Genomic DNA, 21293 nt, shown 5'->3' on the forward strand with positions numbered 1-21293 from the left:
GAAGCCTCTTCAAAGCCCGGGAAAGGCCTTGCAGGACGTCTTGGAGAGCGGAGACACGGGAAGTCGGATCCCTTGTGGACCCCGTCCGACCTTGTTCCTGCGAAAAGGAACATCAGGCCATGACCTTCCGTTCAGCCCCCAGCCGGGGTTTCGTTCGAAGCGGTGTCTATACGCGGTTCTCTCGGAAATTCAATGCAAAAATGAGCGAAAATCCGTGGCAAACGGTGTTGCGGACTTGACAGGCGCCCCCTGTGCCCGCTCATAAGCCCAACCTTCCAGGCAGCCGAACCTAGGGCGAAGCTCGTCCGGCCGGCGCGCCCGGGGACGTATGCGCCTTTCTGTTCCACGGAGCAATCTGCCGGAGGGCGGGGGCGTAAACACCAGTCGAAAATGGGATTGCCGCTTCTCATGAGTATCGCTTTCACCTTTCCCGGACAGGGATCGCAGTCTGTTGGTATGGGCAAGGCATTGGCCGAAGCGTTTCCGGAGGCGCGTGCGGTCTTCGAAGAGGTGGATGACGCTCTTGGGCAGGCGTTGAGCCGCGTGATGTGGGAAGGGCCGGAAGACGAACTCACCCTGACGGCCAACGCGCAGCCGGCACTTATGGCCGTGAGCCTTGCCGCGATGCGGGTGCTGGAAGCACGCGGGCTCGACCTGAGGTCATCGGTGGCCTATGTGGCCGGTCATTCGCTTGGCGAATATTCCGCCCTGGCTGCGGCGGGCAGCATTGGTCTTGCCGATACGGCCCGTCTTCTGCGGACGCGCGGCAAGGCGATGCAGGAGGCCGTGCCTGTCGGCGAGGGGGCCATGGCGGCGCTGCTTGGGCTTGATTTCGATGCTGCCAGCGAAGTCGCCGCGGCGGCCGCGCAGGGAGATGTCTGCGAGGCCGCGAACGACAATGCGCCGGGGCAGGTTGTGGTGTCGGGGCATCGGGCGGCCGTCGAGCGTGCCCTGGAGCTTGCGAAGGAAAAGGGTGCGCGGCGTGCCCTGCTGCTGCCGGTGAGCGCTCCCTTCCATTGTTCTCTTATGAAGCCGGCTGCCGATGTCATGGCTGATGCGTTGAATGCGACAGAAATCGCTGCACCGGCCGTGCCTTTGGTGGCCAACGTTCTGGCGCGGCCGATTGTCGATCCGGACGAAATCCGCAACAGACTGATCGAACAGGTTACCGGTCGGGTGCGTTGGCGCGAGTCTGTCGCATGGCTTGCGGAGAATGGTGTGACGACGATCGTGGAGATCGGCTCCGGCAAGGCGCTGACGGGAATGGCCAAGCGGATCGACAAGTCGCTTGAGGCGATTGCCGTGGGGGGCGCCGAAGATATCGATGCGCTGCTTTCGCGTATCGCGACCGAATAGAAACCGCTGCACAGGAACCGAAAGAGGCTCGAATGTTCGATCTGACCGGAAAGACCGCGCTCGTTACAGGAGCGACTGGAGGTATCGGTGAGGCGATCGCCCGGGCGTTGCACGCCCAGGGTGCCACCGTTACGCTGTCTGGGACTCGCGAGGAAAAGCTCAACGCGCTCGCATCGGATCTGGGCGAACGGGTTCATGTCGCTGCGGCCAACCTTTCTTCGCGCGAGCAGGTGGACGGCCTCGTGCCGGCCGCCGAAGCCGCGATGGGAAGCCTCGACATCCTGGTCAACAATGCCGGTATCACCCGCGACAACATCTTCATGCGCATGAAAGATGAAGAGTGGGACCAGGTGCTTGAAGTGGACCTGACCGCCGCCTTCCGTCTGACGCGCTCGGCGATCAAGGGCATGATGAAGCGCCGCTACGGCCGCGTCATTGGCATCACGTCGGTTGTCGGTGTCGCCGGAAATCCGGGGCAGGGCAACTATGCCGCCGCAAAGGCCGGACTGATCGGCATGTCGAAATCGCTTGCCCGCGAGGTTGCGAGCCGCAACATTACCGTCAACACGATCGCTCCGGGCTTCATCGAGACGGCGATGACGGGGGCGCTGAACGAAAAGCAGCAGGCATCGATTCTGGAAACGATCCCCGCCGGCCGCTTGGGCACCAGCGCCGAGATCGCGGCCGCAGCGCTTTACCTGGCCAGTGCGGAAGGGGCATACGTGACCGGACAGACGATTCACGTGAATGGCGGTATGGCCATGATTTGAATGGAGAATCTTCTCCATTTCGGGGGGCTTGAAAAGGCTTTCCAACAGCTCCGAGGCTTGGCTGGTCAAGGCAAACAAAGTGTGTTACCTAGCCGCCGGCCGATCGATACGCCGCCGGCAAGGTCGGGTTGCCATTTGGCTCGACCGGGGCACGCGGGATGCTAAGTTGTCCTGTCGTCCGGATCATGCGAACGGGGCTTTAACAACAGGCTGGACTTCCTTTGCTCATAAGGCGGCCAGTTCCGAGTGTCTTGAGGACCATCAGGGAAATCGAAAATGAGTGACATTGCTGAGCGCGTAAAGAAGATCGTGATTGAGCACCTTGGCGTCGATGCCGAGAAGGTGACCGACAACGCGAGCTTCATCGATGATCTGGGCGCCGACAGCCTGGACAACGTGGAACTGGTCATGGCCTTCGAAGAGGAGTTCGGCGTCGAGATTCCGGACGATGCGGCCGAGACGATTCAGACCGTCGGTGACGCGGTCAGCTTCCTCGAGAAGAACTCCGCCTAAGTCGGAACCGGTTGCGGGCGGCGGCTTCGGGCGTCGCCTGGAACGGACAATCTTCGCTTAGGAAGGAAGATGATGAGGCGTGTAGTCGTCACGGGCCTGGGGATGGTGACGCCGCTTGGATGTGGTGTCGATGTCACTTGGTCGCGGATTCTGGAAGGACGCAGCGGGGCGAGGCGGCCGGATTCGTTCGAGGTCTCCGATCTTGCGTGTCAGGTTGCTTGCGAGATTCCTCGCGGCGACGGTTCCGACGGTACTTTCAATCCCGACGACTGGATGGAGCCGAAGGAGCAGCGGAAGGTGGACGATTTCATCGTCTACTCGATCGCGGCTGCGGACCAGGCTCTTGCGGATTCGGGCTGGAAGCCTGAGACGTATGAAGATCAGATCAGCACGGGCGTGCTGATCGGTTCCGGCATCGGCGGACTGCTCGGCATCGAGCAGAACGCGCTTCTTCTGAAAGAGAAGGGCCCGCGCCGTCTGAGCCCCTTCTTCATCCCCGGACGCTTGATCAACCTCTGTTCCGGCCATGTTTCGATTAAGCATGGCCTTAAGGGGCCGAACCACGCGGTCGTGACCGCGTGTTCGACCGGGGCGCACGCCGTCGGCGATGCCTCCAGGCTCATTGCACTCGGCGATGCCGACGTGATGGTCGCCGGCGGGGCTGAATCTCCGATCGGACGGCTGGCGCTTGCCGGCTTTGCCGCCTGTCGCGCGCTTTCCACCGGGTTCAACGACGATCCGCAACGGGCTTCGCGTCCCTACGACAAGGACCGTGACGGCTTCGTCATGGGTGAAGGCGCGGGATGTGTCGTGCTTGAGGAATACGAGCACGCCAAAGCCCGAGGCGCCAAGATCTATGCCGAGGTCATCGGCTACGGCATGTCGGGTGATGCCTACCATATCACCGCGCCGGCGGAAGATGGCGACGGCGCCTACCGTTGCATGCAGGCCGCGCTGAAGCGCGCGGGCGTCGCACCTTCCGAGATCGATTACGTCAACGCTCACGGTACGTCGACGCCGCTTGGCGACCAGATCGAGCTCGGCGCTGTGACCCGCCTCATGGGTGATGCCGCCAGCAAGCTGACGATGTCTTCGACGAAATCCTCGATCGGCCATCTGCTCGGTGCGGCAGGCGCGGTCGAGGCGATTTTCTCGGTTCTCGCCATTCGCGACAACATCGCGCCGCCGACGATCAATCTCGACAATCCCTCCGTGGAAACGGAGATCGATCTTGTCCCGCACAAGCCCAAGTCGATGCGGATTGACACCGCGCTGTCGAACTCGTTCGGTTTTGGCGGTACGAATGCATCGCTGGTGTTCCGGCGGGTGGCCGACTAGAGGCCATTCATGGTCACGAAATCGCGCCGGACGTGAGCCGGCGCGATTGCAGTCCGCGGGAGGCCGCCCAGATCGGTGCTTCGAGCGACGGGGCGGCGCTATCTGGTATCGTTCGCACACGCCTTGGTGGAATAGCCGTCGGATCTGATGGAGGATGCGGGCAGGACCACTACAGTACCCGCAAAAATCGATAGGTCGTCCCCGTTCCGATAACGGAATGGAAGACGGTGGACATGGGGCTCCCGGCCTTGGCGGTGCTGATGCTTCGTGGTGGTTTGCGGGGGCCGTCAGGCGGTGGCGCTCAGGTGTCGTCGTCGAACAGGTAGACCGCGCAATATGCAAGACACGCCAGAAACCTCTGACGAACACGCTTCCGACCGTCAGGAGACAGCTCACGAGACGATGTCGCCGGCGAATGCGTCACAGCCGTCGGGGGAGGGTGAAAGCCCGATGCGGCCCGCGCCCAAGAGCCCCCGCGAAGCGATACAGCCGGAGCGCGTACCGGAACCGCCGGTGCGTTCGCGCCATGCGCGAAACCCGTTCGTCGTCTTTCTCAATTTCATGCTGACATTTGCCGTCCTGGCAGTACTCGCGGCCGGCGGACTGCTCTATTGGGGCAAGACCGAGTTCGACGGCAAGGGCCCGCTCGTTCAGGAGACGACGATCATTGTCGCTCCGGGCTCGGGCCTTGAGACGATTGCGCATACCCTTGATCGCGCTGGCGTAATCAAACAGGCGTGGGTGTTCATGGGCGGTGTTCAGCTCTACAAGAATGCCGGCAAGCTCAAGGCGGGTGAATATCTGTTCCCCGCAGGGATCAGCATGCGTGGTGTCATGGACATGCTGGTCGAGGGCAAGGCGATCCTCCACTCGATCACGATACCAGAAGGCTGGACCAGCGCGCAGATCGTCGAGCGCGTGAAGAACGATCCTGTCCTGGTGGGCGACCTGTCTGAGGTTCCCGAAGAGGGATCGTTGCTGCCGGAAACCTACAAGTACACGCGCGGTACGACGCGGCAGGAAATCATCGAGCGTATGCGCAATGCGCAGGCCAAGGCGCTGGCGGAAATCTGGGAGAGGCGTTCGGAGGGATTGCCGCTCAAGACGCCCGAAGAACTCGTCATTCTCGCGTCGATCGTCGAGAAGGAGACGGGGCGTGCCGATGAGCGGCCCCGCGTCGCGGGCGTCTTCGTCAATCGGCTCAAGAAGGGCTGGCGGCTCGATTCCGATCCTACGATTCTTTATGGGCTTCACGGCGGCGAGGCGTGGCAGCGCTCGCGCACGATCCTGAAAAGCGAGAAGGATGCGCCGAACCGTTACAACACCTATCAGATCCGCGGACTGCCGCCCGGGCCGATCGCCAATCCGGGGCGCAAGGCGATGGAAGCCGTGGCAAATCCCTCGCGTACGAAGGAAATGTTCTTCGTGGCGGATGGCACCGGCGGGCATCTTTTTGCGGAGACGCTGAAGGAGCATCAGCAAAACGTCCAGCGCTGGCGGGAGACCGAGAAAGCGCGCCGTCAGGCCGCGCCTTCGCCGGAACAGGCTGATGATCCGCAGGACGACGCGGATGCTCCGGGCATGATCCGGCCCGAAGCCAAACCGGAGGCGGGCTCCAACTGACTTGCCGCTCAGGGCAGTTTTACGCAGTCGCCGAGACGCGGGATGTTCGCGTTCAAGTCAATTCCCGCGGGCCGGATCCGGATGTTCGGCTCCGCGCATGACAACAGAGAAGAAAAGACGCCGATGACCCTTGCGAGCATGACCGGATTCGCGCGCGCCGAAGGCACGCATGGAGCGATCCGTTGGACGTGGGAACTGCGCTCAGTCAACGGCAAGGGCCTCGACATGCGGTTCAGGCTCGGCAACGGGTTCGACAGTCTCGAGCCCGCCTTGCGTAAGTCTGCCGGCGCCGTCCTGACGCGCGGAAACGTGAATGTGACGCTTTCGGTGCAGCGCGACACCGGCGAGACGATGCCGCGCGTCAATGAACGCGCGCTGGAGGCCGTTATCGAGGCGTTGGACGCCGTCCGCAGACGAACGCAAACGGCCCCCTCCACGCCTGAAGGCATCTTGTCGTTTCGGGGCGTTTTTGAAGTTCAGGACGGCGAGATCGACAAGGATGAGCGCACGGCGCAGAATGCTGCCGTGCTCGCCTCCTTCGAGCGTGCTCTCGCCGATCTTGTATCCATGAGGAAGGCGGAGGGAGCCGCCGTCGGCCGGATTATCTCCGGCCACGTCGATCGAATCGAGAGCTTGACGGAGGATGCCGAAGCCTGTCCCTGCCGCAATGTGGAGGCGATCCGGCAAAGGCTCGCAGAGCTGGTGCGCCAGCTCATGGAGCACGGCGAATTCGATGAGGGCCGTCTTCACCAGGAAGCGGTTCTGTTGGCGACCAAGGCCGACATTCGCGAAGAGCTCGATCGGCTGAAGGCTCACGTTGCGGCGGCGCGAGACCTGATCGCCACTGGCGGACCGATCGGCCGCAGGTTCGATTTCCTCGCGCAGGAATTCAATCGGGAAGCCAACACCTTGTGCTCGAAGTCCAACGACACGTCGCTGACCGCGATTGGTCTCGATCTCAAGACGACGATCGATCAGCTGCGCGAGCAGATCCAGAACCTGGAATAGTCCTCATGTCCGCCATCCCCGAAATTCGCAAGACCGGCGAGCCTGTTCGCCGCGGCCTTATGTTTGTCCTTTCCTCGCCGTCGGGCGCGGGCAAGTCCACGATCGCGCGCAGTCTGCTTGAGTCGGACCGGGATCTGACCCTTTCGGTGTCGGTCACGACCAGGGAGCGGCGTCCGAGCGAGATCGATGGCGTCCATTATCGCTTCATCTCGAAGAAGCAGTTCCTTTCGATGCGAGACCAGGGGGATCTGCTGGAATCGGCGGAAGTGCACGGCAACTTCTATGGAACACCGCGCGAACCTGTCGAAGCTGCGCTGGCCGATGGCAAGGATGTGCTTTTCGATATCGATTGGCAGGGCACCCTTCAGCTTTATGACGCGGCAAGGCCCGACGTCGCGTCCGTCTTCATTCTGCCGCCGTCGATGAAGGAGTTGAGGTCGCGATTGGAGCGCCGGGCGGAAGACCCTGCGGACGTCATCGAGCGCCGTCTACAGAATGCCCGGGCTGAGATCGAACATTGGAAGGAGTACGATTACGTGCTCGTCAACGACGATCTCGATCAGACCTTTCAGGAAGTCCAGAAGATCCTGGGCGCAGAGCGCCGCCGTCGCGAGCGGAGCCTTGGAATGCAGGCGTTCGTGGAACGGCTCCAGAAGGAAGCGTAAGGCGCGCTCCACGTTCCCCGGTGAAAACGGAAAGGGCTTGATGGGACGCGAAGCTGCTTCCGGCTGTGGTCAGCCGGAAGTGCTGAGGGAGCTCGCCGGCGTCTGTCCGCCTTCGCCGTCAAGGGCGTTGGCGAGAGCGACAAAACCTTCGATTGGAATTTCTTCGGCGCGCGCGGTCGGCATCAGGCCGGCATTTTCGATCAGCGCGGCCGTATCTCCTCCCAGCGATTTTAGCGCGGCGCGAAGCATCTTGCGTCGCTGTCCGAAAGCCGCGGCCGTGACCCGAGCGAGTGTCTTGATGTCGCAGGCGAGCGGCTCTGCACGCGGTACGAGCTGCACCACGGCCGAGGACACCTTGGGCGGGGGCGTGAAGGCCTGCGGTGGAAGGTTCAGAACGATCTCGGAATGGGTTCGCCAGCCCGCCAGGATGGCCAGCCGTCCGTAAGCCTTGTCCCCCGTCCGCGCGACGATCCGCTCCGCCACCTCTTTCTGGAACATCAGGGTGAGAGAATCCCAGAACGGCGGCCACGGGCCTTCCAGCCAGCCGGTAAGGAGCGGCGTGGCCACATTGTAGGGGAGGTTCGCGACGATCCGCGTGGGGCCATCCGCCAGTGCTGCCATGTCCACCGACAGGGCATCATCTTCGATTATTTCCAGCCGGCCGGGGTAGGCCGCGGCTATTTCCTCCAGCGCCGGCATACACCGGCGGTCCTTCTCGATAGCGATGACCTTCTTCGCTCCTTCGGCAAGAAGCCCGCGCGTCAACCCGCCCGGACCCGGGCCGACCTCGATCACGGTTGCCCCCTCAAGCCGACCGGAGGCGCGTGCGATACGGGCCGTCAGGTTCAGGTCGAGCAGAAAGTTCTGTCCGAGCGACTTGCGGGCGTCGAGCCCGTGGCGCCGGATGACCTCGCGCAAAGGGGGAAGGTCGTCGATCTGTGCCATCAGTGCGCGCCACCGCGGGCAAGACGATCCGCCAGGCGGATAGCGGCCACCAGACTGTCGGGTTTCGCGACGCCTTTTCCCGCGATGTCGAAGGCGGTTCCGTGATCAGGCGAGGTTCGGACAAACGGAAGTCCGAGCGTCACGTTCACGGTCTCGTCGAATGCCAGCGTCTTGACCGGGATGAGCGCCTGATCGTGATAGGCGCAGAGTGCTGCATCGTACTTCGCGCGCGCCCGGGCGTGAAAAAGAGTGTCACCGGGAAGGGGGCCGACGATGTCGATCCCTTCCGCGCGCAGGCGTTCAACCGCGGGGCGCGAGACCGTCTCGTCCTCGGTGCCGATCGTGCCGCCTTCGCCCGCATGCGGATTGAGCCCGGCAAGGACCAGTCGCGGCTTAGCGATGCCGAACCGGGTTCTGAGGTCCCTCTCCGTTACTCTGGCGACTTCGATGATACGTTCGGACGTCCACGCCCGGGCAATCGCATTGACCGGAATATGGACCGTGACGGGGACCGTCCTGAGATCGGGGCCCGCCAGCATCATCACGGGAACGGCCGGTTCGCTTGGCCAGTGCCGAGAAGCCAGAGAGCCCAGAAACTCGGTGTGTCCCGGGAACTGAAATCCAGCTGCGTAGAGCGACTTCTTCGCGATTGGTGCAGTCACGATTCCCGTCGCCAATCCCTCCTTGACGTGGGCCACGGCCACGGCAATGGCCTCAATGACCGCATCCGGTGAAGCGGGGGCCGCGGCGCCGCAACGCGTATCGGCCCGGTTCTGGAGGGCGAACACGGGTAGGGCGTCGGCAAACCGCTGTTCAGCCTCTTCTGGCGCGCAGACGGAAATCGGAAGAGAAAGCCCAAGATCAGAGCTTCGGGCACTCAGGACGTCGGGATCTGCGAGGACGTAGAATGGAGGCAGGGCGAGCGGCGCGCGATCGCGCCATGCGGCCAGCAGCAGTTCCGGACCGATGCCGGCCGGATCGCCCATCGTGATGGCAAGTGGCATTTCCCGCCTCAGCGATATTCGATGACCGCGTCCCGGCGCAGGTCGCGCAGATAGCGGCGGGCCATCATCTGGCCTTCCTTGTTGCGCAGCTCATCCTTGATCTGCGTGCGCAGACCGGCGTCGCTGTTGATCTCGCGCTTCTTGCACACCGCGTAGGAGGAGATGCCACTGCCGGTCTCGACAGGCGTGCTCAGATGGCCCGAGGGAACGTCCTTGAGGAGCTGGATCACTTCATCGGGGAGTTCGGGAGCGAGACGCACGCCAACAGGCTTCACGACGACTTCCTTCAGCCCCTCGGCCAGTTTCAGGCCGCTTTCGCAGTCGGTGAAGCGGGTGCGGAGATTGTTCGCCTCCTTCTTGCGCTGCGCCTTGAAGCCGGCGGATGCGTCCTTCGGAATGACGAAGATGACCTGAGACAGCGTGTATTCTGTGGTCTTGCTGTCGTCCACCTTGTCCTTGTCCTGCTTCAGCATCGCGGCCACCACATCCTGATCGGTGACGTTCACCTGCGCCCGGAAGCGGCGGAGCACCACATTGTGCCACAGGATCTCGGCCCGGATGCGGTCTTTCAGGGTGGACGGGTTCACGCCGGAGCGGGAGAGTGCGGTACCGAGCTGGGACGGCGACATCTTGGTTCTGGAGGCGATACGCGCGAATGCCTGCTCGACTTCCGCGTCGGCTATCGAAACGCCGCGGCGCTTGGCTTCCTGCGTCTTGAGCCGCTCTTCGATCAGCTCTTCCTGAGCCATTTTCCTGGCGACGCTAGAGGACTTGCGCGCCGTGAGCTCGATAAGGCGGGTCCGCTGTGCGATGTCATAGCTCGTGATCGGTTGGTCGTTGACGATGACTTTGATGCTGGTAGCCGCGTGGACCGGACTTGGCGCCGCGCTCTGAAGGATACCGGCGAGCACGACCGCGAAGAGCACGGCAAGCCACTGCGAAACAGTCGGCACTTTCCGCTGGCGCCCCGCAAGGTCTGCTGTCGTCGGCGTCATCATCACGTCTCCCTTGTCGCGCCGGCATGTTTGTCTGTCGCATGCCCGGTACACGGCTCGAATTTATCCTCGGGTGCCCGGTCTCGGCAGTCCCTAACAGGTTCGTTGCCTGCATGGTGTGGCGAAAGCTTGGCATTCACGCACAAGAGCTACCGGAAGCCAAGAGCCGGGCGGTTATCTTTCGAAAACACGCTGCGGGATCCGGCAACGGCTACCTGTCTGCATCGGTAGATAGCTGCGTGTCGCCCAATGTGCGCAGGCCGACGCGCAGATAGATCGTCTTGTCCACCGGAGTGCCGTCGTTGCGGCTGCGGTCCTCGGCATAGGCGAGCGAAGCTGAGAAGCCCTCGTCGTCATAGCCAAACCCGACTGCATCGCGCACCGTCGTCGAATTGCGCAGATCATAGCGCACGGAACCGAACACGCGCCAGTTCGTCAGGAGACGGAGGGAGCCGGCACCGAGGATTTCCTCTCGATCATCGTCGATACCCTGCGCTGGCTTCTTGCCAAGGAAAGCATATCCCAGCGAGGCGCTGAGCGGCCCACGCGTACCGCTTGCCTGGATTTCCGCCCGACGGACAGCGAGATCATCGTTGTCAAAACGCGCCCGTGCACCAAACCTCAGGCCGAGATTGGTATTGAAATAGATGCGCGAGACATAATCGGAATCATCCGATTCCAGCCCCGAATTGGCGCCGGTGGCGAGAACGTCGGCCGTGGCGTAGGAGTTCCTTCCGGCAATGTGGAACGAGCGCCCGATCATGGCGTTGACCGAGCCGAGCCCTTGGAACTGGCCCTTGTATTGAAGCCCGACATTCGCCTGGGTCCCGCCTTCGGTACGGTCGTAGCCGGAGAACTTGTCCCACTGGAAGAGGTTGGTGTCGTCGAAGACGAGGCTTTGGGCATCGTCATTCGGCAACTCGCCGATCCGTTGTTCGGAGGGGCGCACGATGATCTGAGCGATCGGCTCGATGACGTGACTGGTTCGGCCAGCGGTGATCAGGAACGGGTAGCGGTATTCAAGCCCTATCGCCGGCATCGCACGCGCGACGAAAGCCTCATCGGTCAGGGTCGAGACGTTCTTGTCCGCCGACTGTAGGAAGTAGAGGTCGGCCTTCGCGTAGGCGAAAGGCGTGAACATCTGCCCCAACGGATCGATCAGGGTACGCCGCCATTGCGCCTGCACGGAGGTTCGCGTGAACGTGCCCTCGACGCCGCGGAAGCGGTTGACGCCGGCATAGGCGAAGGCGTCGGTCTCGTTCCGGGTCAGGCTCGTCAGGTTGCCTGCGAAAGAGAGCTCACCGCCGACGACGGGATTGTCCCAGACGTAGCCATAGTCAATGACCGGATGAACGATCGGCTGCTTGTCCTGCAGGTTTGCACCGACCTTGGAGAACTCTGAGCTGGCATTGGGATCAGTGTCGTCCGGATCGTCTTCCTGCGTGATCTGGAATGCGTAGGCGTGAATATCGAAATAATTGCGCTCGCTTCTCCCCGTCAGGTAGACGCTGGAGGTCAGAGAGTCACTGTCGCTGTCGATATTGTAGTCCTTGACGAACGCACGGTCGGACATCCGGGAGAGATCCCAGCCCCACTTCCAACGCTCGTTGATCGTGAACTCGCCCTTGGTGTTGACGAGACCGCGCCATTCCCGATCGCCCGACGAGCCGGAGAAATTCTCCGGCTTTGCCTGATGAATGCCGGCAAGCGAGATCGAGTAGTCGCCGTTGTCGAGCCGCTGACGCCACATCGCTTCCAAGAGCGGACCCTGCTTGGAGAGCGGCGTTGCGGTGAAGGTGAGGTCCTTGTCGGGGCCGAGCACCCAGAAATAGGGCACGGACACGCCAACGCCGACCTTGTCGTCATAGACGGTCGTCGGCATCAGAAAGCCGGACTTGCGCTTCACCGTCGGGTCGGGATGAGACATGAACGGCAGATAAGCGATCGGCACACCCCAGAATTCCAGACGACCACCCTGATAGTAGACCGTTCGTTCCTTCTGGTTGTGGATGATCTTCGTCGCCTTGATGCGCCAAAGCGGCGGCTTGTCCGGGGGATTGGTCGGCTTGGTGTAAACCGTATAGATGCCGTTGTTGAACGTCGTCGTCTCGCCGTCCTTGCGCTCGGCGCTCTCGGCGGTGAAACGCGTGCGCTGAACCGTCTCGACGCTCAACTGGCGGGCGAAGCCGTCTCGGAAATCGTCGCTCAGTTCAAGCGAATCCGTGGTGATGACGTTGCCTCCCGGCTCTGTCATACGGACATTGCCAACGGCGTAAAGGCGCGCCTTCTTGCGATCCAAAGTGACCCGGTCCGCTTCCAGCGTGTTGCCTTCATAGTAGATCTGGACGTCGCCCACCGCTGACACGATATCGTTGTCGAAATCGTACCGCAGTTCCGTAGCCTCCAGAAGCATCTGAGACCGCGGATCCGCATTTCGGGTAAGCATTTTTTCGATGGCGTTGTCGTCCGACGACTGCGCGAAGGCGACGCCGGGCGCCGAGGCCAGAACAGCCAGCACGGCGACGACTGATATCGACCCACGCAACGCCGTCTTGAACCGGTCCCGGCAGGCACGGTCGCGGCGTCGGTCGCCGACCCTGTTGGGTGGGAGAACGGACAAACCCGACACTAGCCGTCCTCCTGATGCAATAGGATCGTGAAACCCATCAATGTCGCTACTATCCCCGGAGACCACGCGGCGACGACCGGAGACACGATTCCGGCACCACCAAGATCCTTTGCAAGCTCGGTGAGCACATAAAGCACGAACCCCGCTGTTATTCCACCCAGAATCATCCGTCCTAAACCGCCAAAACGGGATACCCTAAGGGAAACTGCGGCCGCAATCAGCACCATTGCGGCCAACAGTAGCGGGCGCGCGAAAAGCGTTTCGTATTGCAGCGTGTAGCGGTAGGCGGGCAATCCCGCGCGGCGGGCGAGTTCGATCAGCCTCGGCAGATCCCAGAACGAAACCGATTCGGGAGATGCGATGCTCTGGCGCACCTCCAGAGGGCCGAGATAGGTGGAAATCAGATAGGATGCATAGGTCTTCGGATCATCGTCCGCCGTGTAGACGACGGCATTCTTCAGATGCCATGCGCCGTCGCCAAGCGTCGCCTGTTCGGCTTCGACCCGTTCGCGGAAAACGCCTTTTTTGTCGAAGGCGAAGACCGTGACCCCGTAAAGGTGCAATCCCTGATCGGTGGATTGGGTCGCATGCAGGATCGTCTCTCCGTCCAAACCATCCTGACGCAGCCACGCGTTGTTCGAGGCCTGAAGCAGCACCTTCTCCTGATTGCCGAAGAGCGAGACGCTGAGCTCGTCCGACTTGTCCTTGAGAGCTACCGCGAGAGGATTGTACGCGACGATCGCCAAGGCGCCGAGCAGAACGGCGACGATCAGGGCGGGGGCGGTGAACTGCCAGACCGACATGCCGGATGCGCGCGCGATGACGAGTTCCAGGCTTCGGCTCAAGGTCACGAAAGCCAGGATTGCGCCGAACAGCGTCGCAAAGGGCAAGACCTGTTCCAGAAGGACCGGGATGCGGAGCAGCGATATCAATGCCACCCGCAAGATGGTGAACCCCTCCCGGTCACCGCCGCGTCGGACGAGTTCCAGAAAGTCGAATATGAAGATCAGAACCGCCGCGAACAGAAACAGCCCGAGGATCGCAAGCACGAAGCGGATGGCAAAATAGCGCCAGAGAGTGAAGCCCACCGTCATCTTGTCAGGTCCGCCCGTTCGCAAGACGCGCGGTCAGCCGCTCGGCGGCGGTCTCTACGGCGGCGACGATGCCATGGACCCCACGGCCGACAACGCGCATCCAGACGGGGCGGGTATCGGCAAGCGCAAGGCGGGCGCTGATGAGGATGACGGCGAGTGGAACGAGATAGATCGCGAATACCAGATTGGGATCGGTGACCGCCATGTTGCTCGCACCGAAGCCTGCGACGCGCACAAGCACACATCCGAACAAGGCTCCAAGAACACCGGTGTGCCGGCTTTGCCGGGTCGTTCTCGCCTCGCCGAGAAAGACGAACACGATCATGCCAAAGGCGAGCGGATAGAGCGCTACGGCGAAGCGGTCATGGATTTCGGCTTTAAACCGGTCCGTGTAGCGCTTGTAATACTCGTCGTCTGCCGGCGGATTGAGCAGTTCCCCGATGGTGCGCTCCGACGGCTTGAAGGTTGGTGCGGACGCCTGCGGCATCAGGCTCGTCAGATCGAAAGCGTATGATTCGAACTTCACGATCGAAATCGCGCCGGTCGCATTGGTGCGTCGCTGAATGGTGCCGTCGTGCATGACGAGCAACATGCGCCCCGCAATCTCCGCGACCTGTCCCTTCTGAGCGAGATACGTGAATGTCGTTTCGGGATCGCGCCGGTCATCCATCATCAGACTTTCCAGCGTGCCGTCGCCGGAGCGGTTGCGGATGTGGAACGTCAGGCCGTCGTCGACCTCGATAAAGCGTCCGGGGCGGACAATGTTGGCAACCAGATCGACGCGGACCTGGGTGAGTTCTTCGCGAAGCTGGGCGAGGCCTGCGGGCGACACCCAGAGAGATGCTATGAGCGTGAGGATGCTGAGCAGCCCGGCGAAGGCCATGACCGGCTTGAGAACCTTCGTCTTGGCGGCGCCGGTCGCGTTGATCACGACAAGCTCGTTGTCGCTGTTCAGGGCATTCAGAACGATGATGAGTGCGATTGCGAGGGCGAAGGGAGCTACAATCACGCCGAGAAAGGGAAGCGCGAGCATCGTCATCTTCAGAAACTGGACGATGGTCTGGCCCTTGGCCGTGACCAGGTCGAGCTGGCGCAACGCCTGCGTTGCCCACACGACGCCGATCATTGCGCCGAATGCAAGCAGAAAGGCGCCCGAGATGCGTCTCAGGATATAGCGCTCGATCGTCTTCATCATATGTCCGAAGGCCGTCCCTGCCGCGGCCAGGGGAGTGCGCCATGCGCGGCTCGTGCGCGCCGAACGGTGCCGCATTCCCCGTTGCGGTACCGTGTTTTAGCCAAGTGCCATGCGCCGTCAACGCGTGGCTGCAGAATGGTGCTGCGCAGGATCGCTTTTCCCCGTCGCGCCGTCGCGAGCATTGCCCGGAAAACCTGCTTTGCTGCGGTCCCCCAATACCCGCCATAACTAGCATGATTTTGGGTGAAGACGCTCTCAAGAAACAAGGTTAACGATTTTCGACCGGCGCACTGTTGCGCGATGGACGCAGGGCGTCAAACGCTCTCAAGTCCGCGCGCACCTTTGCTAAAGGCGAAGCAGTGGCCTATGTGTGTCGACACATTCTTGAACGAGCAAGGTCTGGATCTCCGATATGGCAGAGCTTCCGAGTATTGGTTTTTCGAAGCCGGCGGCCCCGAAGAAGGGCACCGCCGTCGTGTTCACCGACGAAACGCTGTCGCTTGGTGCGGCAGCAAGCGAGATCGATGCCGCAACCGACGGCGCGATCACGCGGGCGATGAAGGTTGCCGGCTATAAGGGCGCTTCGATGGCGAGCCTCGATATCGTGGCTCCTGCCGGCGCAAAGCTCGACCGGATCGCGGTAATCGGGCTCGGCAAGGCCGGTGACCTTTCCGAGTTCGACTGGCTCCGTCTTGGCGGCGCGGCGATGGGTGCGGTCATTTCGGCCAAGGCAACGCATGCTTCGATCCATCTGGAGCTTCCGGACGGAAAGGCAATAGCGGCGGAACAGGCGGCGGATGTTGCCGCGGGCGCCAAGCTGCGCAGCTATACCTTCGACAAGTACAAGACGAAGAAGAAGGACGAGGACAAGTCCAAATCGGCGAAGGTGACGATCTGCGTGACCGGCTCCGACGAGGCAGAGAAGGCGTGGGAGACGGTCGAGGGCGTTGCCGACGGGGCGATTCTCGCGCGCGATCTCGTCAACGAGCCTGCCAACGTGCTCGGCACGGAAGAATTCGCCAGGAAGGCCAAGGCGCTCGAAAAGCTCGGCGTCGAAGTCGAAATCCTTGGCGAGAAGGAAATGGCGAAACTCGGCATGAACGCGCTGCTTGGCGTCGCACGAGGCTCCGCCCGTCCGCCCAAGCTTGCCATCATGCAATGGAAGGGAGGCAAGTCCAAGCAGCAGCCGATCGCCTTCATCGGCAAGGGCGTGGTGTTCGATTCCGGCGGCATTTCGATCAAGCCCGGAGCCGGCATGGAAGACATGAAGGGCGATATGGGCGGCGCAGCGGCCGTGACCGGCCTCATGCACGCGCTGGCCGCGCGCAAGGCGAAGGTCAATGCCGTTGGCGTGATTGGCCTTGTGGAGAATATGCCGGATGCGGACGCCCAGCGGCCCGGCGATATCGTCACCGCGATGTCTGGTACCACCATCGAGGTCATCAATACCGATGCCGAAGGTCGTCTCGTGCTGGCCGATGCGCTTTGGTACACACAGGACCGGTTCAAGCCCGCTTTCATGATCAATCTGGCGACGTTGACCGGCGCGATCATCATCGCGCTTGGAAATCATCACGCAGGCCTTTTCTCCAACAATGACGAACTGGCCGGACGTCTGAGCGCGGCAGGTCTTGCGACTGGCGAGAAGGTCTGGCGGATGCCGATCGGACCGGAATACGAGAAGCTGATCGAGGCGAAGTTCGCCGATATCAAGAATGCCGGCGGTCGCCCGGCCGGATCGATCACGGCCGCGCAGTTCCTTCAGCATTTCGTCAACGATGTGCCCTGGGCGCACCTTGATGTGGCCGGGACAGCCATGGGCTCGCCGGAAACGGAAATCAGCAAGACCTGGGCATCGGGCTTCGGCGTGCGTTTGCTCGACCGGCTGGTGCGCGACCACTACGAGGCATGACAGCCGGTTTTTTGCCCTAGAAGAACCCTGGGAACGAGAAAAGCCCGCTTCGCAGACGCGAGGCGGGCTTTTCGGTGAAGACGTCTTGTGCCGGCTGAGCCGGCGATCAGCAGGCCTTGTAAGCCTGGCAGGCGCTCGCCTCATCGGTCACCACGGCACCGACACCGGCGACAGCTCCGGCAAGTCCGGCAACGAGAGCGACGAACAGGCAAAAACGAACGAACATGATCGAACCCTGAAAGCGATTACTGACGGCATCATAGCCAGCCTCTTGGTGCGCCCCTGTGATGAGAATCACCCCTGGCACCATTGGGCAGATGCTGAAGCCGGCCGGTGTCTATTGCGTTAAAGATGAAGACGCGCAATCGCCAAAGCGGTTTTGCGCGGTCTGATCGGGAAGATCGTCGACGCCTGTTGCCCGTGCGCCGCACTCGTGCGATCACGGAACGGGGACAGGATGACCCGCGGAGGCCCAGCACCGTCGCTATAATCGGTTTCGGGCGAAGTGGTTCCAGTTTCTGAGGAAAATTGGGGGGCGACCTTGAGCGAAGTGCTGTTCTACCATCTGCAGCGACGGACGCTGGAAAGCGTCGTCACGGATCTGGCCGAGAAGTCGCTGGAACGGGGATGGAAGGTCGTCATTCAATGCGGCGGTCCGGAGCGTCGGGACGCGCTCGATGGTTACCTGTGGACATACCGCGAGGATTCGTTTCTGCCCCATGGAACGGCGGCCGATGGGCAGGAGGCGGATCAGCCGGTCTATCTGACCGACGGGCCGGAAAACCCCAATCAGGCCAATGTACGCTTTCTTGTCGACCGGGCCTTGCCGCCCGATCTCTCTCCTTATGAGCGCGGCGTCTACATTTTTGATGGCAATGACGAACAGTCACTGGCCGATGCCAGGCTGCGCTGGAAGGAATCGAAAGCTGCCGGGCACACCGTGACCTATTGGCAGGAAAACGACCGCGGCGGCTTCTCCAAAAAAGCCTGAGGCAGTCGTCCGGCGGGAGGAGGGCGGTTCGGCCCGCGGTGCGCGAGACAGGGGAAGATCCTAAAGCGAGAGCGCTGTCCAATTCCGGCTTTGCGAAATGGCGTCCGCTTTCCCAAATCAGGCTGAAACCCATACGGGAGGAGATCAGACGCAACCATGGTCAGCGACATTCACGAGGACGAAGCGTTCATGAAGCGCCGGTCAGCCGCCAGTGAGCGGCTCAATGGACAATCCGGCTCCAGGGGCGGCAATCGGGAAGCGCGGCATGCCTGGTTCGAGGAGGTCTATCGTTCCGCCGGCGAGGATCCGGCTGCCGTGCCCTGGGCCGACCTGGCGCCGAAGACCGCTTTGCTCGACTGGCTGAACGAGCATCCCGGTCATGGGCGAAGGGCGATCGATGTCGCCTGCGGGCTCGGTGATAATGCCGAGGCGCTTGCAGCTGCGGGGTGGCAGACGACGGCCTTTGATTTTGCGAAGGATGCGATCGTCTGGGCACGAAAGCGGTTTGCAGGTTCGCACGTGGACTACCGGGTTGCCGATTTGCTCGACCTGCCGACGGAGTGGGCCGGCGCCTTTGATCTCGTCCACGAGTGCTATACTTTGCAGGCGCTGAACGTTGCCATGCGGGAAGCGGCCTTCGCGTCTGTGGCCCGTCTTGTCAAACCGGGCGGAATGCTGCTCGTGATTACCCGAGTTCAACCAGATGGTGCCTGGGGCGACGGGCCGCCGTGGCCGTTGTTGCCGGCTGAACTCGCCGGTTTCGGCGATCTCGGTTTCCTGGAGGAAGACGTTTGCGAATATGATGTGGCGCGGCCGGGTGGGCGCATCATTCCGCATGTGCGTGTACAGTTCCGAAAGAAGTAGGCGGACCGCCGGCGGCGGGTTTTGCCTCTTCAGCGACGATCGCTCCGCCGCACGTCTGCGTGAAACCCACTTCTCCTGTCACAGTCGGACTGTCACATTACCGATATAAGAGGGGATATTTCGAATCCGGAGACGCATCATGGACGAGATGGCGAAAGTGGTATCACCCGACCACGAGACCAAGGCTGGACCCGATACGGAGGCCGCTGCCCGCCGGGCGGACCTGTCGGAGGAGGCCGCACGGCTGATGACCAGCTCGTCCCGCTTCATCAATCGCGAACTCTCCTGGTTGCAGTTCAATCATCGTGTGCTCGAAGAATCGATGAATCCGCAGCATCCGCTTCTCGAGCGGCTTCGGTTCCTGTCGATTTCGGCGAACAATCTCGATGAATTCTTCATGGTGCGGTTCGCGGGTCTCAAGGGGCAGGAGCGCGCCAATGTGCGGACGGTTTCCGATGACGGACTATCCCCTTGGGAGCAATTGACGCGTATCAGCGACCGGGTGAAGGAGCTGCAGTCCGAGCAACAGCGGAATTGGGCCGTTCTGCGCCGCGAACTTGCCGAAAACGACATCGTTCTGGTCGATTCGGGCGATCTCGACGACAGCGAGCGGACCTGGCTTGAGACGTTTTTCCTGACGCACATCTTTCCCGTTTTGACGCCGCTGGCGATCGACCCGGCGCATCCGTTCCCCTTCATCCCGAATCTCGGTTTCTCGCTGGTGCTTGATCTCATGAAGATCGGCGGCGGGGCGGGAATGACGGCGCTGTTGCGCATCCCCGGTCAGGTTCAGCGATTTGTCGCCTTGCCCGTCCGCGAGAACGACGGCGAGTCACACCCGACCAGGTTCATTGCCGTGGAAACGCTTCTGACGCTGTTCATCAAGCAGCTTTTCCCCGGCTACGAGGTTCGCGGCAAAGGCGTGTTCCGGGTGATCCGCGACAGCGACATCGAGCTTGAGGAAGAGGCCGAAGATCTCGTACGGCTGTTCGAAAGCGCCCTGAAGCGGCGACGGCGTGGTTCCGCGATCCGGTTGGAAATCGAATCGGCGACGCCCGCCGCACTGCGTGCCTTCGTGGCAGAGGCCATGCAGGTGGAGGAGAGCGATACGTTTCTGGTCGACGGTCTTATGGCGCTGACGAATCTGTCGGAACTCGTGAGCATCGACCGTTCCGATCTGAAATTCAGCCCGTACACGGCACGGTTTCCCGAGCGCGTCCGCGAACATGGCGGAGACTGCCTGGCTGCGATCCGCGAGAAGGATTTTCTCGTCCATCATCCCTACGAGTCCTTCGACGTCGTGGTGCAGTTCCTGCGCCAGGCCGCGCAGGATCCCGACGTGATGGCGATCAAGCAGACGCTCTATCGCACCTCGAACGACAGCCCAATCGTCAAGGCGCTCTCCGAAGCGGCAGAGGCGGGCAAATCGGTAACGGCGCTGGTGGAGCTGAAGGCGCGCTTCGACGAAGAGGCCAACATCCGCTGGGCGCGCGATCTGGAGCGGGCCGGGGTGCAGGTCGTTTACGGCTTCATCGAGTTCAAGACCCACGCCAAACTCTCGATGGTGGTGCGTCGCGAGCAGGGGCGGCTGACGTCCTACTGCCATATCGGTACGGGCAACTATCACCCGATCACCGCACGTATCTACACTGACCTCTCGTTCTTCACCGCCGATCCCGTGATCGCGCAGGATGTGGCGAAGGTTTTCAACTTCATCACCGGATACGCACAGCCGGCCGAGCTTGAGAAGCTGGCGATCTCGCCGGTCACCATGCGCAAGCGGATCCAGGAACTGATCGAAGCGGAAATCGAGCATTCGAGGGCTGGGCGACCCGCCCAGGTCTGGCTGAAGACAAATTCGCTGGTCGATCCCGGCATCATCGACCTCTTGTACAAGGCGAGCCAGGAAGGCGTTCAGATCGATCTTGTCGTTCGTGGCATTTGCTGTCTTCGTCCCGGCATCCCCGGTTTTTCAGAGAATATCCGGGTCAAGTCGATCGTCGGCCGTTTTCTGGAGCACAGCCGAATCTACTGTTTCGGCAATGGCAAGGGGCTGCCCTCGCCGGAGGCCATCGTCTATATCGGCTCTGCCGATCTTATGCCGCGCAATCTCGATCGTAGAGTGGAGGCCATCGTCCCCATCGAGAACCCGACGGTGCACGAGCAGGTTCTCGATCAGATCATGGTTGCCAACATGAAAGACAACCAACAAAGCTGGCGCGTATTGCCCGACGGCAGTCACGAGCGCATAGTGCCGGCGACCGGCGAGGAGCCGTTCAACGCGCACCAGTATTTCATGACGAACCCGTCGCTTTCCGGACGCGGCAAGGCGCTCCAGAAAAACTTCCCGAGGCTGTTCGTCACACACACGAAGCGGACCTGACCCCTGTC

At 61.9% G+C, this 21293-nt stretch carries 17 protein-coding genes; 11 read left to right on the plus strand and 6 right to left on the minus strand.

The window, feature by feature from the left end; translation table 11 throughout:
* Positions 1 to 408: 408 nt before the first annotated feature.
* The 7 genes from fabD to gmk all read left to right on the plus strand — a co-directional run bounded on the left by fabD (position 409) and on the right by gmk (position 7273).
* A complete protein-coding gene (gene fabD / locus V2L18_RS21585) occupies positions 409 to 1356 on the plus strand; it encodes an ACP S-malonyltransferase (protein ID WP_336180421.1) in 948 nt (315 codons plus the stop codon).
* Between the two features lie 32 nt (positions 1357 to 1388).
* Complete coding sequence (fabG, locus tag V2L18_RS21590; protein WP_336180422.1) at positions 1389 to 2126, plus strand: 3-oxoacyl-[acyl-carrier-protein] reductase; 738 nt, start codon at positions 1389 to 1391, stop codon at positions 2124 to 2126.
* Positions 2127 to 2402: 276 nt separating this feature from the next.
* On the plus strand, positions 2403 to 2639 hold the full coding sequence (locus tag V2L18_RS21595) for an acyl carrier protein (protein WP_107990059.1): 237 nt from the start codon (positions 2403 to 2405) through the stop codon (positions 2637 to 2639).
* A 72-nt stretch (positions 2640 to 2711) separates the two neighbouring features.
* Positions 2712 to 3977 (plus strand): beta-ketoacyl-ACP synthase II, encoded by a 1266-nt coding sequence (fabF, locus tag V2L18_RS21600; protein WP_336180445.1) that lies wholly within the window; start codon positions 2712 to 2714, stop codon positions 3975 to 3977.
* A 513-nt stretch (positions 3978 to 4490) separates the two neighbouring features.
* Positions 4491 to 5600, plus strand: coding sequence for an endolytic transglycosylase MltG (mltG, locus tag V2L18_RS21605; RefSeq protein ID WP_336180423.1), 1110 nt, complete (start codon positions 4491 to 4493; stop codon positions 5598 to 5600).
* A 123-nt stretch (positions 5601 to 5723) separates the two neighbouring features.
* Entirely contained in the window at positions 5724 to 6608 is an 885-nt protein-coding gene (locus V2L18_RS21610; RefSeq protein ID WP_336180424.1) for a YicC/YloC family endoribonuclease, read from the plus strand.
* 5 nt (positions 6609 to 6613) lie between these two features.
* Positions 6614 to 7273, plus strand: coding sequence for a guanylate kinase (gene gmk / locus V2L18_RS21615; protein WP_336180425.1), 660 nt, complete (start codon positions 6614 to 6616; stop codon positions 7271 to 7273).
* 69 nt (positions 7274 to 7342) lie between these two features.
* Here the strand turns inward: gmk and rsmA are convergent, their stop codons facing one another.
* The 6 genes from rsmA to lptF all read right to left on the minus strand — a co-directional run bounded on the left by rsmA (position 7343) and on the right by lptF (position 15132).
* Positions 7343 to 8218: a 16S rRNA (adenine(1518)-N(6)/adenine(1519)-N(6))-dimethyltransferase RsmA gene (gene rsmA, locus V2L18_RS21620; protein ID WP_336180426.1), complete on the minus strand. Its 876-nt coding sequence runs from the start codon at positions 8216 to 8218 to the stop codon at positions 7343 to 7345.
* Complete coding sequence (gene pdxA, locus V2L18_RS21625; RefSeq protein ID WP_336180427.1) at positions 8218 to 9222, minus strand: 4-hydroxythreonine-4-phosphate dehydrogenase PdxA; 1005 nt, start codon at positions 9220 to 9222, stop codon at positions 8218 to 8220. Before pdxA ends, rsmA begins: the two co-directional genes overlap by 1 nt.
* 8 nt (positions 9223 to 9230) lie before the next feature.
* Entirely contained in the window at positions 9231 to 10220 is a 990-nt protein-coding gene (locus tag V2L18_RS21630; protein ID WP_336180428.1) for a SurA N-terminal domain-containing protein, read from the minus strand.
* 208 nt (positions 10221 to 10428) lie between these two features.
* Positions 10429 to 12630, minus strand: coding sequence for an LPS-assembly protein LptD (locus V2L18_RS21635; RefSeq protein ID WP_336180429.1), 2202 nt, complete (start codon positions 12628 to 12630; stop codon positions 10429 to 10431).
* Between the two features lie 215 nt (positions 12631 to 12845).
* The gene (gene lptG, locus V2L18_RS21640; protein ID WP_336180430.1) at positions 12846 to 13940 is read right to left on the minus strand and encodes an LPS export ABC transporter permease LptG; all 1095 of its coding nucleotides are present in this window, start codon (positions 13938 to 13940) and stop codon (positions 12846 to 12848) included.
* Between the two features lie 4 nt (positions 13941 to 13944).
* Complete coding sequence (gene lptF / locus V2L18_RS21645; protein ID WP_336180431.1) at positions 13945 to 15132, minus strand: LPS export ABC transporter permease LptF; 1188 nt, start codon at positions 15130 to 15132, stop codon at positions 13945 to 13947.
* A gap of 415 nt (positions 15133 to 15547) precedes the next feature.
* Between lptF and V2L18_RS21650 the strand changes: the two genes are divergently transcribed.
* The 4 genes from V2L18_RS21650 to V2L18_RS21665 all read left to right on the plus strand — a co-directional run bounded on the left by V2L18_RS21650 (position 15548) and on the right by V2L18_RS21665 (position 21285).
* Entirely contained in the window at positions 15548 to 17047 is a 1500-nt protein-coding gene (locus V2L18_RS21650) for a leucyl aminopeptidase (RefSeq protein ID WP_336180432.1), read from the plus strand.
* A 550-nt stretch (positions 17048 to 17597) separates the two neighbouring features.
* A complete protein-coding gene (locus tag V2L18_RS21655) occupies positions 17598 to 18038 on the plus strand; it encodes a DNA polymerase III subunit chi (protein WP_336180446.1) in 441 nt (146 codons plus the stop codon).
* Between the two features lie 156 nt (positions 18039 to 18194).
* The gene (locus V2L18_RS21660; RefSeq protein WP_336180433.1) at positions 18195 to 18902 is read left to right on the plus strand and encodes a class I SAM-dependent methyltransferase; all 708 of its coding nucleotides are present in this window, start codon (positions 18195 to 18197) and stop codon (positions 18900 to 18902) included.
* 139 nt (positions 18903 to 19041) lie between these two features.
* Positions 19042 to 21285: an RNA degradosome polyphosphate kinase gene (locus tag V2L18_RS21665; protein ID WP_336180434.1), complete on the plus strand. Its 2244-nt coding sequence runs from the start codon at positions 19042 to 19044 to the stop codon at positions 21283 to 21285.
* Positions 21286 to 21293: the final 8 nt, after the last annotated feature.

The sequence above is a fragment of the Breoghania sp. JC706 genome, assembly GCF_037026715.1.
Taxonomy (GTDB): Bacteria; Pseudomonadota; Alphaproteobacteria; order Rhizobiales; family Stappiaceae; genus Breoghania.

Coding starts and splice junctions, on each gene's coding strand:
- rsmA (WP_336180426.1), bottom strand. CDS start 8,218: ATGGCACAGATCGACGACCTTCCCCCTTTGCGCGAGGTCATCCGGCGC.
- V2L18_RS21635 (WP_336180429.1), bottom strand. CDS start 12,630: ATGCTTCTGGAGGCTACGGAACTGCGGTACGATTTCGACAACGATATC.
- gmk (WP_336180425.1), top strand. CDS start 6,614: ATGTCCGCCATCCCCGAAATTCGCAAGACCGGCGAGCCTGTTCGCCGC.
- fabF (WP_336180445.1), top strand. CDS start 2,712: ATGAGGCGTGTAGTCGTCACGGGCCTGGGGATGGTGACGCCGCTTGGA.
- fabD (WP_336180421.1), top strand. CDS start 409: ATGAGTATCGCTTTCACCTTTCCCGGACAGGGATCGCAGTCTGTTGGT.
- V2L18_RS21665 (WP_336180434.1), top strand. CDS start 19,042: ATGGACGAGATGGCGAAAGTGGTATCACCCGACCACGAGACCAAGGCT.
- lptF (WP_336180431.1), bottom strand. CDS start 15,132: ATGAAGACGATCGAGCGCTATATCCTGAGACGCATCTCGGGCGCCTTT.
- V2L18_RS21595 (WP_107990059.1), top strand. CDS start 2,403: ATGAGTGACATTGCTGAGCGCGTAAAGAAGATCGTGATTGAGCACCTT.
- V2L18_RS21650 (WP_336180432.1), top strand. CDS start 15,548: ATGGCAGAGCTTCCGAGTATTGGTTTTTCGAAGCCGGCGGCCCCGAAG.
- V2L18_RS21660 (WP_336180433.1), top strand. CDS start 18,195: ATGGTCAGCGACATTCACGAGGACGAAGCGTTCATGAAGCGCCGGTCA.
- fabG (WP_336180422.1), top strand. CDS start 1,389: ATGTTCGATCTGACCGGAAAGACCGCGCTCGTTACAGGAGCGACTGGA.
- V2L18_RS21610 (WP_336180424.1), top strand. CDS start 5,724: ATGACCCTTGCGAGCATGACCGGATTCGCGCGCGCCGAAGGCACGCAT.
- lptG (WP_336180430.1), bottom strand. CDS start 13,940: ATGACGGTGGGCTTCACTCTCTGGCGCTATTTTGCCATCCGCTTCGTG.
- pdxA (WP_336180427.1), bottom strand. CDS start 9,222: ATGCCACTTGCCATCACGATGGGCGATCCGGCCGGCATCGGTCCGGAA.
- V2L18_RS21630 (WP_336180428.1), bottom strand. CDS start 10,220: ATGATGACGCCGACGACAGCAGACCTTGCGGGGCGCCAGCGGAAAGTG.